Annotated in this window: 14 protein-coding genes; all 14 read left to right on the top strand. The window is 33.5% G+C overall.

The genetic code is table 11. The features are described 5' to 3' along the window. Positions 1–2: 2 nt before the first annotated feature. The 14 genes from P2086_RS01405 (at position 3) to P2086_RS01340 (ending at position 16,930) form a co-directional block, all read left to right on the top strand. Positions 3–2,096 (top strand): hypothetical protein, encoded by a 2,094-nt coding sequence (locus tag P2086_RS01405; RefSeq protein ID WP_317898638.1) that lies wholly within the window; start codon positions 3–5, stop codon positions 2,094–2,096. Positions 2,097–2,098: 2 nt separating this feature from the next. After that, the gene (locus P2086_RS01400; protein ID WP_317898637.1) at positions 2,099–3,154 is read left to right on the top strand and encodes a class II aldolase/adducin family protein; all 1,056 of its coding nucleotides are present in this window, start codon (positions 2,099–2,101) and stop codon (positions 3,152–3,154) included. A 22-nt stretch (positions 3,155–3,176) separates the two neighbouring features. Further along, positions 3,177–3,962: a glycosyltransferase family 2 protein gene (locus tag P2086_RS01395; RefSeq protein WP_317898636.1), complete on the top strand. Its 786-nt coding sequence runs from the start codon at positions 3,177–3,179 to the stop codon at positions 3,960–3,962. Further along, positions 3,959–4,726, top strand: a complete 768-nt coding sequence (locus P2086_RS01390) for a sugar phosphate nucleotidyltransferase (protein ID WP_317898635.1) — start codon at positions 3,959–3,961, stop codon at positions 4,724–4,726. The genes P2086_RS01395 and P2086_RS01390 overlap by 4 nt, the downstream gene beginning before the upstream one ends. Further along, complete coding sequence (locus P2086_RS01385; protein WP_317898634.1) at positions 4,723–5,451, top strand: glycosyltransferase family 2 protein; 729 nt, start codon at positions 4,723–4,725, stop codon at positions 5,449–5,451. The genes P2086_RS01390 and P2086_RS01385 overlap by 4 nt, the downstream gene beginning before the upstream one ends. Continuing rightward, a complete protein-coding gene (locus tag P2086_RS01380) occupies positions 5,444–7,012 on the top strand; it encodes a hypothetical protein (RefSeq protein WP_317898633.1) in 1,569 nt (522 codons plus the stop codon). Before P2086_RS01385 ends, P2086_RS01380 begins: the two co-directional genes overlap by 8 nt. Further along, on the top strand, positions 7,005–8,243 hold the full coding sequence (locus P2086_RS01375; RefSeq protein WP_317898632.1) for a glycosyltransferase: 1,239 nt from the start codon (positions 7,005–7,007) through the stop codon (positions 8,241–8,243). The genes P2086_RS01380 and P2086_RS01375 overlap by 8 nt, the downstream gene beginning before the upstream one ends. Before the next feature lie 72 nt (positions 8,244–8,315). After that, entirely contained in the window at positions 8,316–9,794 is a 1,479-nt protein-coding gene (locus P2086_RS01370; protein ID WP_317898631.1) for an AMP-binding protein, read from the top strand. A 57-nt stretch (positions 9,795–9,851) separates the two neighbouring features. Then, positions 9,852–10,421, top strand: a complete 570-nt coding sequence (locus P2086_RS01365) for a GNAT family N-acetyltransferase (RefSeq protein WP_317898630.1) — start codon at positions 9,852–9,854, stop codon at positions 10,419–10,421. A gap of 2 nt (positions 10,422–10,423) precedes the next feature. Next, positions 10,424–10,663: an acyl carrier protein gene (locus P2086_RS01360; RefSeq protein WP_317898629.1), complete on the top strand. Its 240-nt coding sequence runs from the start codon at positions 10,424–10,426 to the stop codon at positions 10,661–10,663. Positions 10,664–10,669: 6 nt separating this feature from the next. After that, complete coding sequence (locus P2086_RS01355) at positions 10,670–12,109, top strand: MBOAT family O-acyltransferase (protein ID WP_317898628.1); 1,440 nt, start codon at positions 10,670–10,672, stop codon at positions 12,107–12,109. Then, complete coding sequence (locus P2086_RS01350; protein WP_317898627.1) at positions 12,109–13,074, top strand: hypothetical protein; 966 nt, start codon at positions 12,109–12,111, stop codon at positions 13,072–13,074. The genes P2086_RS01355 and P2086_RS01350 overlap by 1 nt, the downstream gene beginning before the upstream one ends. Positions 13,075–13,184: 110 nt before the next feature. Beyond that, entirely contained in the window at positions 13,185–15,050 is a 1,866-nt protein-coding gene (asnB, locus tag P2086_RS01345; protein WP_317898626.1) for an asparagine synthase (glutamine-hydrolyzing), read from the top strand. Between the two features lie 53 nt (positions 15,051–15,103). After that, positions 15,104–16,930, top strand: a complete 1,827-nt coding sequence (locus P2086_RS01340) for a hypothetical protein (RefSeq protein ID WP_317898625.1) — start codon at positions 15,104–15,106, stop codon at positions 16,928–16,930. The last annotated feature ends 131 nt before the right edge of the window (positions 16,931–17,061 follow it).

Genomic DNA, 17,061 nt, shown 5'->3' with positions numbered 1-17,061 from the left:
CAGTGATTACATTATTAAACGATAAACAAGGTAGGAGCAAACTCCCTTTGTTGAAATCAAGATTGTTTTGGGCAGGTTTGAGTATAAAGATACTCTTGTCCTTCTTTTTTGCCTCTGCTTATTTAAGAGACTTATTTGCTCCTTTTGTTGAGTATTTTGTAAGCAGTGGTTTCGAAAATCCTTACGCGCATTTTATTGAGCAGGGTAAAGGGAATGAATTTCCGTATCCACCTATGATGTTGTGGTTGTTTAGCATCCCTCGCATTATTTTCTCACCGTTTTGTTCCACGGACGGTGTCCTAAATTTATTTGAAAGTTTTGTTTATCGCATCCCTCTATTATTAGCAGACCTGTGTATTCTATTTGTTTTGATACGCTGGCTTAAAACACGCATGCGTGAGGTTTTGGTGTGGTATTGGCTATCACCTGTACTTATATATATTAATTATTTCCATGGTCAGTTAGATGTTCTTCCAATTGCCGTTTTATTTATTTCTCTGTATTTCCTATTTAAGCAAAAGTGGGTGCTTTCTTTTCTGTTTCTTGCTTTTGCAATTGGTTGCAAAACGAACATGGTTTTGGTGTTTCCTTTTTATAGTATTTATTTATGGCGCACGCAAAATATGAGCTGGCGAAAAGGTCTTTTGCCGCTTGCACTTTTTGGAGTAGTGGTTTTTCTCATTAATTTGCCGTATTTATTTTCTCCTGCTTTTATAAGTATGGTTTACAACAATCCTGTTCAACAGCAGGTATTTGATTTATTTTACCAGTTTAATGGTACGCTTAAAATTTATTTTATTCCTGCAATTTATTTTTCACTGCTTATCTGGTACCTGCATTTTAAATTTGTAAATCGCGATCAATTAATCCTTTTTCTAACCTTTACCTTTTTGGCTTTAACCCTAATGGTTGCTCCAATGCAAGGATGGTACTATTGGATTTTTCCTTTCTTAATCTATTTTGCAATTAAGCAGGATAAAGAGGATCGTCAGTTGTTAATTTTACTCAACATATTTTATTTTGTTTATTTTGGGCTAGTTCAAAATTCTGATTACCTGATCGCTTTTAATTTAGGAGGCCGCGAAAATGAACTTCCTTTCGCGTTCTTAAAAAATCCAAAAGCGCTGGATATTACTTTTACGCTTCTACAAACAACTTTAACCTTTATTGCTTATCTGGTATTTAAAAAAGGCATTCATAATAATATTCAAACAAAATTTTTATCGCAACCTTATTTAATTGGTATAGGCGGTGATTCCGCAGCGGGAAAATCTACATTGAGCAATTCTCTCCTATCCATTTTCGAAACACAGAATACAAGCGTTATTCGCGGTGACGATATGCATAAGTGGGAAAGGGGTAATGACAACTGGAACAACTTTACTCACCTCGATCCACGCGCGAATAAATTGCACGAAGATTTGAGCCAGGCAAAAAGTTTAAAAACCGGAAAAGGAATTAAAAGAAGTTTTTATGATCACTCAACAGGTAAATTTACTTTACCTCAATTTATCAAATCAAATAAGCTACTGATTTTTGAAGGTCTTCATTCGTTTTATTTAAAAAATCATTCGGATGTGTATGATTTAAAAATATTTATGGAGCCCGATGAAAACCTTCGTGTTTGGTGGAAGGTAAAACGTGATGCTGCAAAAAGAGGATATGCGCCAGAACAGGTTCTTGAGCAGTTAAAAAAGCGCGAAGAAGATTCTTTAAAGTATATACGCTCACAGTCTGAAAATGCTGACATGATTGTTAGTTTTTTTAGTACGAATACATTAGATCCAAACGACTTAAGTATTGAGCCTGATCTAGGATTAAAATTGAGTTTCAATAACAACGAAAACCTGGAAGCGCTGCTCGAAAAAATCGTATTAATTAACACAATTCAAATAAACGTTGACTATACCGAAAGTAGGATAATACTTACACTTAAAGGTAATATCAACAGCGAGGCTTTAGATATTTTGGCTTCCCAACTTATTCCTGAGTTAGAAGAGGTGGGAGTTTACAACGCGCAGTGGAAAGAAGACTACGAAGGTATTTTGCAACTTTTTACCATATACATTGTTTTCAGCCGCATAAAGGCGAATTAAAAATGGATTTTTCAAAAGCAATCTCTGAACTTTTAAATTTAACCAAGCCCTTTGTTGGTAGACCAGATCTTATTCAAGGGCCTGGTGGAAATACTTCTGTAAAAAACGAATCTGGAGACATGCTCATAAAAGCTTCGGGATATCGCTTCAATGAGTTAAGTGAAAAATCCGGCATCTCTGCAGTTAATGCAAGAGCTATTGCTGATTACTTTTCTACTGTGGAAGTGATATCAAAAGAGAAATGCGAAAAAGAATCCCTTGAACTTGTTTCTCAAAACATTTTAAGTGATGCAGCAGGTATCAAATTTCCTAAGCCTTCAATGGAAACTGGTTTTCACGCCGTGTTAGATAAATATGTTGTGCACACGCATTCTGTATGGACCAATCTGATAAATTGCAATACAAATAGTTCTGAACTTATTCAAAAAATAAGTGAGCGTTTAAAACAACCCATTGCGTATATTCCTTTTGTTAGTCCTGGTTTCGGTTTGTCTTATTTGATTACCAAGGAACTAAAAAATGCCGAAGAGCATCGTACTAATAAACCTGTACTGTTTTTTCTTGAAAATCATGGCATTGTGGCGCACGGTGATTCACCAAGTAAAATTGTGGATTTATTAACGGAATTAGACAGTGTCTGCGCAGAATTGTTTTCGAGTAAAATCGAATCCTATCCAAGTACCGTTTTATCCAAAACAGAAAATGAATTTTTTCCAGTCAATACTTATTGTTCTGATTTTCTAAAAAAGAATAATGTGACCTTAAGTTTTTTTGATCAGGTTTTATTTCCTGATCAAACAGTTTTTTTTAATGCTAATATTTCCTTCAATTCGCAGCAGCGAAATAAGATAAATATTGGCGCTGATTACAAGGTAAGTTACGCCTGCAACGAACGTGAAGCCATGTCTATTCATGAAACACTGACAGCTTATCTGTTCTTGTACAGCACTCTGTTCGAGTTGGGTCAGACATTAAGATTAATTAGTGGTGAAGAAATCGATTACATTAATAATATGGACATGGAGAAACACCGTAAAAATTTAATGAACAAATCTTAAGAAACCCATTAGATCAATTTCTATGCAAATTATCATCCCTCTTTCAGGACTAGGCAAAAGGTTTCAGGATGCCGGTTACAAAGACATCAAACCTTTAATCAAAGTACATGGGCGGCCGATTATTGAATGGGTTGTCGATATGTTTCCGGGCGATCATGAATTTATTTTTATTTGCCGTGAAGAACATTTAAGAGAAACTAACTTAAGATCTGAGTTGACACGTATTAAACCAGATGGTAAAATTGTTTCTATTGAAGGGCATAAACTGGGACCTGTTTACGCGGTCTCTAAAGTTTTTGATTTAATTAATGATGAGGCTGAAGTGATAACAAATTACTGCGATTTTTTTCAGATCTGGGATTTTGAACATTTTCGAAAAACAGTAAAGCAACGCGGATCACATGGGGCTATACCCTGTTATACAGGATTTCATCCCCATTTGATGCATCCGGAGAACTTGTATGCCAGTTGTAAAAAAGATGAAAAAGGAAATTTAACGGAGATAAAAGAAAAGTTCTCGTTTGAAGCAGACAAAACAAAAACAAGCCATTCGGGAGGAACGTATTATTTTGCAAAAGGGAAATACGTAAAAAAATATTTCCAAAAACTAATGGACGAAAAACACGATTTAAATGGCGAGTATTATATAAGTCTTGTCTATAATTTATTAGTGCAGGACGGTTTGGATGTTTTGGTTTACGATAAGGTAGATTATTTTTGCCAGTGGGGTACACCAAAAGACCTGAAGGAATATGAAACCTGGATGGAAATTATGTCGCATTATAATAGAAAGGCTTTAACAGCATGAGAACTTTAATACCAATGGCTGGAGCAGGAAGCCGTTTTACAGAAGCGGGTTATACTATTCCAAAACCCTTGTTACCAATTTTAGGTGAACCCATGGTGATTAATGCCACAAAAGCATTGCCGGAATCAGATAACTATACTTTTATTGTACGCGATTTTCAAATTAGCGAATATCAAATAGATCAGCATTTAAAAAAGTACTACCCCAATGCGGATGTAATAGTTCTGGATCACTTAACGGAAGGACAGGCAGTCACCTGCTTAAAAGCAAAAGAAGTTTTTAGAGCGGATGAAGAATTGTTGATTGGCGCCAGTGACAACGGTATGATTTACGACCTGAAGGCATTTGAAAAAGTGAAACAGGATGCAGACGCTTTAGTGTTTACATTCCGGAATAATCCTGCAGTAGATGCCAAACCACAGGCCTATGGCTGGGTAAAGTTGAAGGGTAATTCCGAAGTTGTGGAGCGTATGAGCGTGAAAGTGCCTATTAGTTCCACACCACAAAATGATCATGCGGTTGTGGGCGCTTTCTGGTTTAAAAAAGCAGACTATTTTGTAAAAGCAGCAGAACACATGATTGCAAATAACCGCAGAATAAATAATGAATTTTATGTGGATGAGTGCATAAATGATTTAATAGAACTGGGTTATAAAGTAAAGGTATTCGAAATTGACCATTATGTATGCTGGGGTACACCGGTGGATTACCAAACTTTTAATTACTGGAGTAATTATTACGATTTAATCTCTAAAAAACTGTGACAGAAACCCTTCTTTCTTTGGTATTGCCATGTTATAACGAACAGGATAATTTACCTGCTTTGTTTGAGCGTTTAGATAAATTGACACAGGCTAAGCAACAGTTGGAAATTGTACTTGTGAATAATGGCTCAACTGATAATTCAGCACTAATATTTGAACAAGAACTTAATAAACGTAATTCTAAAAATTTCAAGGTAGTAAATGTTCCTGTGAACAAAGGTTACGGATTTGGAATTCTGGAAGGCTTGAGAAATGCGAAGGGTGAAATTCTTTCTTACACGCATGCTGACCGACAAACTGATCCAATGGATGTTTTAAAGGCCCTGGAGATATTTCAAAAGCAAAACAATCCTGCGGTTTTAGTGAAAGGCTTTCGTAAAAATAGGAAAGCAAGTGAGGCTTTTTTTTCTTATGGAATGGGCCTATTGTCTTCACTGGCATTAGGAGAACGTTTAAGCGAAATCAATGCGCAACCGAAATTATTTAGTAAAGTTTTCTTTGATCGTTTTGAAGTAAATGCACCACATGATTTTTCTTTAGATCTCTATTTGTTGTATTGCGCAAAAAAACATGGGCAGATCATTGATTTCCCGGTTTATTTTGCAAAGCGAGTTGCAGGAGAGGCAAAAGGAGGAAGCGGGAGTAGTTTCAAAGTCAGAAAAAAACTAATAAAACGTACACTGACTTATATATTTGAATTAAAAAAGAAATTAAAAAATGATTAATAGTTTTTTCAAAAAATACGCAACTGAATCTATCGCATTTATTGTGTTGATGTGTTATTCTGTGATGTTGAATCTGCAATTTTTAGAAGGCGCAAATGTAAATTATACTTTCTCAGGTCATGATGAGTATCTTACAGTAAGGGAGGTGTTTTCAATCCTTGAACCTGCTTCTTTTAAACATTTTTTTATGGGTTTAGTCGCAGGCGACATCTATTTTTATGGTAGGATGATGTTCTATACCGATGCGCTTTTTGCTTTTTTACCTTATAAGATCTGGGGAATAAGTGCATTGGTGTTTAGTATCCGTATGACGCACGTTTTGTTTCTTTTTTTAGGGGTTTGTTTATTAGGAAGAACATTTTTAAAAAATAGTTTGAACAGAGCCTTTTTTTATTTAGGAGTATTAAGCCTTTATTATTCAGCTTATTTCATTATTATTCCGAAACCGGAACCTCTTCAACTCTTTGTGTTAGCGGTATTTTTATATTATAGTTTAAAAAACAACTGGGCTTATGGTAAACATTTTATTTTTCTGGGAATGGCTTATGGTTTGAAGTTCAATGTATTACTGATCTTGCCGCTATTTTTTTTACTTCCGGCTTTTAACGGACAATTTAAATTTAAAACAGGACTGGTTTCTGCTTTCTATTTTTTAGCCGGATTATTAATTGCGATGCCTGCCTTATTATTAAGCCCAATCAAACCCGTTTTTCTAAAAACGTATATTAAATCTACATTTAAAAACACAGGCCATTATGATGATACCGGAGCTACGATTATAGAATGGTTGAAAGATGGTTTGTTTAAATACTATGGAGGTAATACGCTGTTAGGCCTTATTATGTTCTGCCTTTTTCTCTTTTTAATTGGGCTGCTAACGATAAATTATTTTAAAACAAAAAAAATCTCCTCATCACTTATTGTATTATTAATTGGTTTTTGCTTTTTGTTACCCGTCATTCTTCTTACAAAGCGTATGTGGCCTCATTATCTTTGGACCGGTTTTATATTTATGGCTTTGGGCTTACTGACATTTCTTGACGAGGACATTTTACCAACCAAACGGATAAATGTTTCTAAAATATTTATTCTGACCTGTTTTTTCATAACCAGCTTGTTTTCAATTTCACGAATTATAAGCTTAAAGGACTTGTCTGAACAATCAACAGAGATTGTAGTCAATTCTTCTAAAGCGCATAACTATCTCAAAAATAAAAGTGAAACATTTGTAGCTGTTCAAGACATATCCGTTTGGTATCCCTACAAGGACTTTTTACAAACAGGCAGATACCATCCTTTTTCTGACACGTATCCTTACGAAGATTTGAAACAAAAGATCAGCTGGATAGACTTTATAAACCCCGCGACTATTGAAAAGGAAAAGGCCGATTATATCCTAACTTATCTGAAGAATTTTGAAACCAGTATTCGGAGACATGGAAGTTTAAAAGATGAAATGGAGGGGAAGGGAGATTCACTGATGCGTTTGCAATTAAATAAAACGGTTTTTTTGGATACAGTATTCGGAAAAGTTAGAATTTACAAAGTTGTGCATGAATAACTCAAAGAAAACGTGTTATTTGTTCACTCAAAATTTTCCTTATGGAGAAAGTGAAGTATTTATAGAAGGCGAAATTAAATTCTTATCAGAATATTTTGAGGAAGTAGTAATTTTTCCCTCAGAAAAGCCGTCTGGAAAATTTGAAACTAAAAAAATGCCAAGTAATGTAAAGACAGTTTATTTATTTGAAAATCATTTTAAAAATTATAACTCTTTAAATAGCTTGAAACAGAATTTATTTTTGTTTGCTAAGGTTATGTTTAATGAATTAATGCATAACCCAATTTTATCCATAAAGCAATTCAGAAATTTATCCGTTGATTTTTTACAACAAGCGTATCGCGCAGATATATTAAAAAATTATTTAAATGATATTCCATATGACAATGTGGTATTTTACTCTTATTGGTTTGATCGTTGGGCAATTATATTATCTATTATTAAAGAGGATAAAAATTATAAAACCTTAAAATTTGTTTCAAGAGCTCATGGCTTCGAAATATTTAAGGACCAAACCCAATTTGGTTACCACCCTTTCAAGAGATTTATGTTAGCAGGGGTTAAAAAGGTATATGCTGTTTCGCAAATGGGGATGCACTATTTAAAAAAATCTTATAGCGGGTACAAAAAAAAAATAGAATTTTCTTATTTGGGATTTCAAAATAGTAGTTTAAATCAAATGAATGGTGATGTTTTTCACATTGTTAGTTGCGCCCATGTTAGCGAAATTAAACGATTAGATTTGGTTTGCGATATCTTGGCAAACGTTAAAGCTGACTTTAAAATTAAATGGACTTTGATTGGGGGAGGTGAAGGGTTAGGAATGATTAAAAGAAAAGCAGAGCAATTACCACCGAATATTACCTGTTGTTTTACAGGGAGTTTATCATCTAAAGAAGTTTTTAAATATTATGAGGAGAATCCTGTTAACCTTTTTTTGAGTTTGAGTCGTTCAGAAGGCCTTCCTTTTTCAATGATTGAAGCCATTAGTTTTGGTATACCTATATTATCCACTGATGTTGGGGGATGTAAAGAAATTGTAACTAATCAAACAGGTATTTTAATTGAAAAAGATTTTAAAGCAATTGCAGTTGCAAAACAAATCGAAGATTTTATTGGATCTGATAAAAATACTGAGCAATTCCGAATCGGTGTTCGTATTTTTTGGGAAAATAATTTTAATGCGGAAGATAACTATAAGGTGTTTTGTTCTCAAATTAGTGCAAACTAGTCGATAATATTAAAACGAGCAAGAAATTTAAATAACGCAAAATAACTAAGCTTAATAATTACAAAAAGAATCATGTTAACAGGTTTTTTCAAATCAGCGCTAAAATTCCCAAACCACACAGCCATCATTATAAATGGAAAAAAGTTTACTTATCAATGGATATTAAACAAGGCCATCTCAATAGCCCAGGAGTTAATCGTTAAAGATAAAAGTGAGACAAATTTGATTGGCCTGTACACAGATAATAATGAAAACACTTATGCTTCACTAATTGCTATTTTATTATCTAATAAAGGATTTGTACCACTCAATCATAAATTTCCAAATGATCGATTAAAAAAAATGATAAACGATGCAGGTATTAAAACTATTCTACACTCTAATCATTCATTAGAAAGAGTTAATGAGTTACAAGAAAATGCATCATTACCTGTTGACGATTTAAATTATAACAATCAATCGCATCAATACGAGTTTAATGAAAGTCAAATAGTTTACATCTTGTTTACTTCTGGTAGTACTGGAATTCCTAAAGGCATATCAATCACCAATAGAAATTTTTCTGCATTAATTAAAGCATTAGATAAAAGATTTAAAATCAATGAAACGGATATAGTTCTGCAAGCTTTCGAATTATCTTTTGATGTTTCATTAGCTTGTACTTTTATGGCTTGGGAACGCGGAGCCGCTTTGTTAGTCCCCGATATGGATGGCATTGTAGCTGTAAATTCGTTTAAAGCTATTTATGAGTATAAAGCAACATTTGTTACAATTCCTCCTTCAGCTATTTTTTATTTGAAAAAATTAAAAATGTTAGGTTCTATTAAAATACCAAGTGTACACACCACGTTATTTACAGGTGAAGCATTACCCCTTAAATTAGCAATCGAATGGCAGAAATCGGCAGAAAATTCTGTCGTAGAAAATGCCTATGGTCCAACTGAAACGACTGTTTGGTGTTTGTTTTATAAGTTAGATGAAAATACTGAAAATCAAACGATTAATGGTTTATGCCCAATTGGAGAAGGCTTAAGCGGCATAAATTTTAGAATAATTAATGAAAAGAACGAAGATGTTATTGATGGAGAAAGAGGTGAATTGATTGTAGAAGGCGACCAGATTTTTAAAGGTTATTGGAATAATTCAGAAAAAACAGCTCAAGCGTTTTATATTGACAGCAATGAAAAGAAATGGTATAAAACAGGAGATATAGTTGTGAAAAACAAAAACAAAAATGTTGTATACATTAATCGAAAAGATAATCAGGTACAAGTTAATGGATTTAGAGTTGAGTTGGGAGAAGTTGAACATGCAATTAAGCAAGCAAGTGGATTAGATAGTATAGTGGTGTTGGCAAAAATTACTGATGAGTATACCGATTTGTATGCATTAATCGAAGGGAAGTTTGAACAAGATGATTTGGTAAACAATTTGAAAAATTCACTGCCTTTTTATATGATTCCTCGCCATTTCATTGCCGTTAATCCTTTGCCGGTAAATACTAGTGGAAAAATAGACAAACAATTATTGCATAAAATTTATTTAAGCTAAATGATAACTATAAGAAAAGCGAATTCGAACGATTGTAATTTTATAGCCAAAATTATTTTGTTAGCAGAATCAACAGGTTTTGAAATCACATCATATACTAAAATGTTTAGTAAAACAAATGATGAACTTTTATCTTACTTTGAAAAAATTATAAATAATGAAACAGACGGGCATCCACTTACATATAAATCATATCTAATTGCCTGTATAGATAATGTGCCAGTTTCAGCAATTTCAGTATATAAAGAAGGAGAGTTTGGAGATTCTAATCATTTAATGACAGGCGCTTTAATGACAGGTTTTGATAGAAAAAGTGTAGCATTAGCGTTTGGTTTTTTAAAAAACCATTCAGATATAAGCATTCAAAAAAAAATAAATACACTGCAAATAGATTGTGTAGCCACTTTGCCAGAATATAGAGGTAAAGGAATATTAAAACAATTACTCGCAGAAACTGAAAAAATTGCACACAACTCTCAATTAAACGAAATACAAATTCAGGTTTGGAAAAAAAATGATGGAGCCGTTAAAGTGTATGAAAAATCTGGGTATAAGATATCTGCTGAAATGTTGAGTAACGCCGATAGCGGTAATGGAAAAGTATTAATGATAAAAAATATAAAATAGTTATGAAACAACATCACGAAAAATTGACTCAAGTATTTAGAAGTGTTTTTAAAAACGATGCAATCGAAATTACTGATAGTACAAATGCTTCTGATATAGATCAGTGGGACTCGATTACACACCTGGATTTGATTACAGCTGTTGAAGAAGCGTTTGCAATAGAAATTACAGGTTTTGATGTAATGGGCTTGAAAAATGTAGGTGATTTATTAGACTTAATACAACGAAAAATTGAAGATTAATAGTTAATGCTTTTTAATTCCTTCGATTTTTTATTTTATTTTAGTGTAGTTTTCCTTAGTTGGTTAGTAACTCCTATTAATTTTAGGTGGGTTGTATTGCTGTGCGCTAGTTTAGTATTTTATGGTTGGGAAAAGCCAACTTATTTAATACTATTAGCCTTAACTATTTCCATAACTTATTACTCAGCTATTAAAATGGACGAGTATAAAAAAGTAATGGTGAAAAAGCGGGTATTTCTTTATTCGGCTATGGTTGTTAATTTGGGAATTTTAATTGTATTTAAGTATTTAGGTTTTTTTACAGATATATATTCGCAACTAGCAAATTTGTTATCATTCGGTCTTAAAATTCCCCCTTTAAAATTACTATTGCCTATTGGGATCTCGTTTTACACTTTTCAAAGCATTGGCTATAGTTTAGATGTATTTTTTGGTTTGCGAAAACCCGAAAAACATTTGGGCTATTTTGCATTATTTGTTAGTTTTTTTCCTCAAATATTATCTGGTCCAATTGGTCGATCTAGTGAGTTATTTCCGCAGATTCACACACCTCAAAAATTTTCATGGGATAATATAGGATATGGTATTCAGCGATTTGTGTGGGGCCTATTTAAAAAAATAGTCATTGCGGATAGGTTGGATGTTTATGTAAATGATATTTATAGTAATATTTCGCACTATCCAGGTTCGGTATTATGGTTAGGAACATTTTTATTTGCTTTTCAATTATATACAGATTTTTCTGCCTATACAGATATGGCAATTGGCGTTGCAAGGTTTTTTGGTTTTAAGTTGGCAGAAAATTTCGATTTCCCATTTATAAGTAAGAATGTTACTGAGTTTTGGAGGAGATGGCACATGTCCTTATCCGCATGGCTAAGAGATTACATGTATACACCTCTTCAATTCAGTAAAAGGAAGTGGAAAAAAGGGGCTACAGTTTATGCAATTTTCTTAACGTTTTTTATTTGTGGTTTGTGGCATGGTGCAAAATTCACATTTGTTTTATTTGGCATTATACAAGGATTAGCTTTAACCTATGAAATGCTTACCAGAGAAAAACGGCAATTATGGTCAAAAACATTTAATCCATTTTTATACAATACCTTTAGTTGGTTATTAACGTTTGGATTTACATTATTATCATTTGTTTTTTTTAGAGCGGAGTCTACTGAAGATGCGTTTCTTCTGATTAGGAAACAATTCACAACTTTTAGCGATGTAGCCGCAATTAAAATCTTTGTGATGCATTTTGGTGGAATTAAGTTTGCATTTTCATTACTCCTGTTATTATTTTTTATTTTAACAGATAAATTATTTTCAACTATGGTAAAATTACAAAATAGAAAATCATTTGTTCTAACAATGATCACATCTCTATTAATTGTATTTATTATACTATTTGGAACCTTTGGCAAGGTTGATTTTATTTATTTTCAATTTTAATGATTATCATTAAACATCTTTTTGTATCACTATTAACCATTTTCGGTTTATATGTTATTGGAATGGTGACACTTAAAAACATCAAATATAAAGGTAAGCCGATCATTTATATTACAAATGAATACTATACCTGGAAAGGTGGAGATACGTATAATAAGTATCAAGAGTTTAAGAATGGTATTAAGAATTATGATATTGTTTTTGTTGGCTCATCAAGAGCTTACAGAGGGTATTCGCCATTTATTTTTGAATCCGCTGGTTATAAAGCTTTTAATTTAGGTACGTCGGCTCAATCAATAAAAAACACATATTTTGTAATAAAACATTACATAAATTCAACAAATTGCAAACTATTATTAATAGATGTTTTTGCAGGATCTTTTGCTAAAAGTGACTTGGAGTCCACATCAGATCTAATAGAAAACATTGAAAGCAAAAATGCGGCATGCGATATTGCGTTAAATAATAGCGATGTCAGAACCATGAATATGGCATCGCTGAGACTACTTACTGAATCTGATAATTCTTATTATCAAAATGCAGATTATACAGGGAAAGGCTATTCTATGAATCCAGACAGTATGAGTTTGCAAAAGCAAGAACAATATTTTGCAAAGATTAAATTACATGATGAGAAAATTGAAATAGATGAGGAGCAAATGGAGTATTTTAAAAACATTGTTGATTTGTGTAGAATGAAAAATATCAAGGTTGTCTTGGTTTATTCACCCGTTTCTTATTTCGATAATTACAAAATACACAAGCCATTTATTAATTTATTAAAACAAAATATCCGCAAAAGCAACATAATATTTTATGACTATGGTAAGTGTGATTCAATAAATACAGCATATCATTTTTATGATAATTCACATTTGAATCAGGCTGGAGTTGAAATTTTCAATAAACAGCTGATAAATAAATTAGTTAAAGACAAGCTCTTAAATAAAGAGGAATCAAAATAGTGAAAGTGTTTTTACATTCTACCATTAATAATTTCTTTGTTCAAAATCAAGCTGCAGATTTTGTTTATGAATATAAATTAAGTTCATAACCAAACGTATTTTTAGTTACTATGTGTGGAATATCAATATTATTTAATAAAAACTATATAACAAGAGAACTCTACACTAATTTTATAGAATCTCTTCAAAAGATTAATCATCGCGGCCCTGATGATGAGGGAATAGTGCTTATTAATACTAATACGGGAGAATACAAAATTACTTATTCTCAAATTGAAGGAATAAATAATCCGTTCAATCAGGAAGTAGAAAAATTTGATCTCGCTCTGGGGCACAAACGACTAAGTATTATAGATTTAAGTCCGGCAGGTCATCAACCAATGGAAGGAAAGGAAGGTTCTTGGATTGTTTTTAATGGTGAAATATATAATTACATTGAGCTAAGGGCAGAATTGAAACTATTGGGATGTAATTTTAAAACCGCTTCTGACACAGAAGTTATTTTAGAAGCGTATCGTATTTGGGGCAAAGATTGCCTGAACAAATTCAATGGGATGTGGAGCATTTGTCTCTGGGATGCCATCCATAAAAAACTTTTTATAAGTAACGATCGCTTTGGTGTGAAACCCTTATACTATAAGGAGAATGCAGATGGTTTTGTACTCGTTTCTGAAACTAAACAACTACAGGCGTTCCGGTCTATAGAATTAAAACTAAATGAGGAACACATTAAAGATTTTGCCGATTTTGGCTATGTAGATCACAATGAAAACACTATTTACCAGGACGTTTTCAGATTCAAAGGATCGCATTATTTTTTATGGAATGTGAATGAGTATGCTAAAAATTTTCTGCATAAACACCAAGTCCGTTACTATCAAATCAGTCAATCAAAAATCAGAATTGAGCACGATGCAGCAATAATGCAGTTTAGAGAATTGCTGAATGATGCCGTTAAAATAAGAATGCGTGCCGACGTAGATTTTGGCTTTGCCCTTTCAGGCGGGCTCGACTCAAGTGCTATTTTATATTCTGCGAGGAATATTTTAAAATCTGAGAATAAAAAAAATGAACTTCTTGGTTTTTCTGCTGTTTTTCCGGGATATAAGGAAGCAGACGAATCTGAATATGTGAAAATTGTCGCGAATGATCTTCCCTGTAAAACTATTTATGCGGAGGTCATGAATGACTTTAATATACCTGAATTTGAAAAGCATGTTTATCATCAGGAAGAACCTTTAATTGACACCTCATTTCTCGCACAGTGGGGTGTTTATGAAAAGGCTAGCAAGTCAGGTATTAAAATACTTTTTAACGGCCAGGGTGCGGATGAAGTGTTTGGTGGATATCATCATCACTTTTACAAATACTGCCGGCAATTATTAGTGAAAGGAAAACTGCCGGAATATTTCTCCTTGATCGCGCAATATTCTACGATTAAACAAATTGAAAAAAATAAAGTACATAAAATAGTTTTTAATGAGCTTAAATTATCGGCTCTTATGAAAGCTGGAATTAAAAAATTCGACCATCATCTTCAGAAGCATTGGAATAGAATAGATAGCCTGGATGAAATCATGCTTAAAGATTTCGACACCTATCAGTTGCCCATGTACTTAAGGGTAGATGACAGAAATAGTATGGCATTTAGTATGGAATCGCGTCATCCCTTTATGGATTACAGGCTGGTGGAGTTCGGTTATTCTTTGCCGAATAATTTTTTAATAAAAGATGGTTGGCAAAAAAACATCCTTCGTGAAGCCATGGTGGAGATGCCTCAACAAATAAGATACAGAAAAGATAAAAAGGGTTTTACGACGCCTGAAGAGGTTTGGCTGGGGCGCTATGGCAAAGATTTTGAAGAGTATCTTGAATATAATAAAACTGTATTGGGAACCAGAACACCTTCCTATAGTAAATACAGGAACTACACTTTAGGAGCCTGGTTTAAAGTAAATGGAATCGTAAAAAGATAATGGGATGTGGACGGATCAACTACAAATAGAAATTATAAAATAAATCTAATAATATGTGCGGAATATTTGGCATTATAGCTTCTGAAGCGGTTAATAAAAAAGACTTGAAATTGCTGGCAAAACATGCACAGCAAAGAGGGAAAGATTCTAGTGGCTTGATTTTTACTAAAGACGATCGTTACCAGATTTATAGAGCTGATTACAATATTGACAAGCTGTTGAATAAAATCAAGCCCTATCATTCGCGAATTGTTTTGGGGCATAGCCGCTTGATTACAAATGGGCTTGCTGATAATCAACCGGTAGTGAGGGAAGATGTTTTTGTGTTGCACAATGGGATCATTGTTAACGATGAAGAGATATGGAAAACTCTTGCGGTAGAAAGAAAGCATCAAATTGATACAGAGGTGATAGCTGGCATTACTATTGAACATCTTAAAAATGGTTTTTCTATTGATGATTTGGCAGCCGTGATTATGAAAAAATGTGTGGGAGTTGTTTCCTGCGCCATCCTGATTCAGAACCTTGGCAAAATTATTTTAATCTCAAATAATGGTAGTCTTTATACTGGAACTAAAGCAGGTGCTACTTATTTTGCTTCTGAAAAATATGCTTTAACGGAGATAGGCTGTGAGGCTATTTCCCAGATCCATCAATCCTATAAAGTTTTAGATGTTCCTGTACCAAAAAATTTAAAATGGAATTTGGATGATTTTAAAGTTCGCACCGAGAACCTAATACCTGAATTTGTTTTTAATAAATCTCAGGAAGCATTATTGGAATACAAAAAACTTCATTTGAAGCGTTGCACAAAATGTATCCTTCCTGAAACGATGCCATACATTCGTTTTGACGAACAAGGAGTTTGTAACTATTGTCATAACTATAAACTTCGTAACACACCTAAACCGAAAGAAGAATTATTCAAAATACTTGAACCTTACAGAAAAAAAAGTGGATTAGAATGCATCGTTCCATTTTCAGGTGGAAGAGATAGTTGTTTTGGTTTGCATTTAATCGTGAAAGAACTAAAGCTTCGGCCGGTGACCTATACCTATGATTGGGGAATGGTGACAGATTTGGGCAGAAGGAATATCAGTAGGATGTGCGCCGAGCTCGGCGTCGAGAATATTATTGTAGCCGCAGACATTTCTTTAAAACGTAAAAACATTCGGATGAATTTGGAAGCATGGCTAAAATCGCCCAACTTGGGTATGATGGCAATGTTAACCGCCGGTGATAAACACTTCTTTCGTTATGCAGAAGAAATGAAGAAACAAACAGGCATCGATTTGAATTTATGGGGCATCAATCCATTGGAAGTGACACATTTTAAAACAGGTTTCTTAGGCATTAAACCTGATTTTGAAGAAGATCGTGTATATAGCCATGGCGCTATGAAACAATTGCGTTACCATGCGAAGCGGTTTCGTGCCATGATGGATAGTCCGGGATATTTTAATTCCTCACTTTGGGATACTTTATCTGGCGAGTACTACAGAAGCTTTAATAAAAAGAAAGACTACTATCACATCTTTGATTACTGGCGTTGGGATGAGGAGCAAGTGAATGACACTTTGATTAATCAATATGGATGGGAGCTTGCGGTAGATACTAGCACCACCTGGAGAATTGGCGATGGCACAGCAGCTTTTTATAATTATGTGTATTATACCGTTGCAGGATTTACGGAACACGATACCTTTCGTAGTAACCAAATTCGTGAAGGTCAAATAACCAGAGAAAAAGCCTTAGAGTTAGTGGAAGATGAAAATCAACCGCGTTATCAAAACATAAGATGGTACCTCGATACATTAGGACTGGATTTTGAACGCGTTATAAAAATTGTAAATAACATTCCAAAGTTGTACAAGGAATGAGAATTTATAGAACCACTAAGGCACTTAGCGCACTCAGAAACACTAAGTATTGTTTATAGCAGATCAAATCGAAGTACTTGATTTTATTAATTTTCACTTGCTAATATAAAGCAAGATTGAATTCCAAAACT

The organism is Aurantibacillus circumpalustris, from assembly GCF_029625215.1.
Taxonomy (GTDB): domain Bacteria; phylum Bacteroidota; class Bacteroidia; order B-17B0; family Aurantibacillaceae; genus Aurantibacillus; species Aurantibacillus circumpalustris.
This window is presented reverse-complemented; position numbering and strand designations above follow the sequence as displayed.

Excerpts from the sequence above, each read along its gene's own strand:
- P2086_RS01400 (WP_317898637.1), top strand. The coding sequence starts at position 2,099 with ATGGATTTTTCAAAAGCAATCTCTGAACTTTTAAATTTAACCAAGCCC.
- P2086_RS01395 (WP_317898636.1), top strand. The coding sequence starts at position 3,177 with ATGCAAATTATCATCCCTCTTTCAGGACTAGGCAAAAGGTTTCAGGAT.
- P2086_RS01390 (WP_317898635.1), top strand. The coding sequence starts at position 3,959 with ATGAGAACTTTAATACCAATGGCTGGAGCAGGAAGCCGTTTTACAGAA.
- P2086_RS01380 (WP_317898633.1), top strand. The coding sequence starts at position 5,444 with ATGATTAATAGTTTTTTCAAAAAATACGCAACTGAATCTATCGCATTT.
- P2086_RS01375 (WP_317898632.1), top strand. The coding sequence starts at position 7,005 with ATGAATAACTCAAAGAAAACGTGTTATTTGTTCACTCAAAATTTTCCT.
- P2086_RS01370 (WP_317898631.1), top strand. The coding sequence starts at position 8,316 with ATGTTAACAGGTTTTTTCAAATCAGCGCTAAAATTCCCAAACCACACA.
- P2086_RS01360 (WP_317898629.1), top strand. The coding sequence starts at position 10,424 with ATGAAACAACATCACGAAAAATTGACTCAAGTATTTAGAAGTGTTTTT.
- P2086_RS01355 (WP_317898628.1), top strand. The coding sequence starts at position 10,670 with ATGCTTTTTAATTCCTTCGATTTTTTATTTTATTTTAGTGTAGTTTTC.
- P2086_RS01350 (WP_317898627.1), top strand. The coding sequence starts at position 12,109 with ATGATTATCATTAAACATCTTTTTGTATCACTATTAACCATTTTCGGT.
- asnB (WP_317898626.1), top strand. The coding sequence starts at position 13,185 with ATGTGTGGAATATCAATATTATTTAATAAAAACTATATAACAAGAGAA.
- P2086_RS01340 (WP_317898625.1), top strand. The coding sequence starts at position 15,104 with ATGTGCGGAATATTTGGCATTATAGCTTCTGAAGCGGTTAATAAAAAA.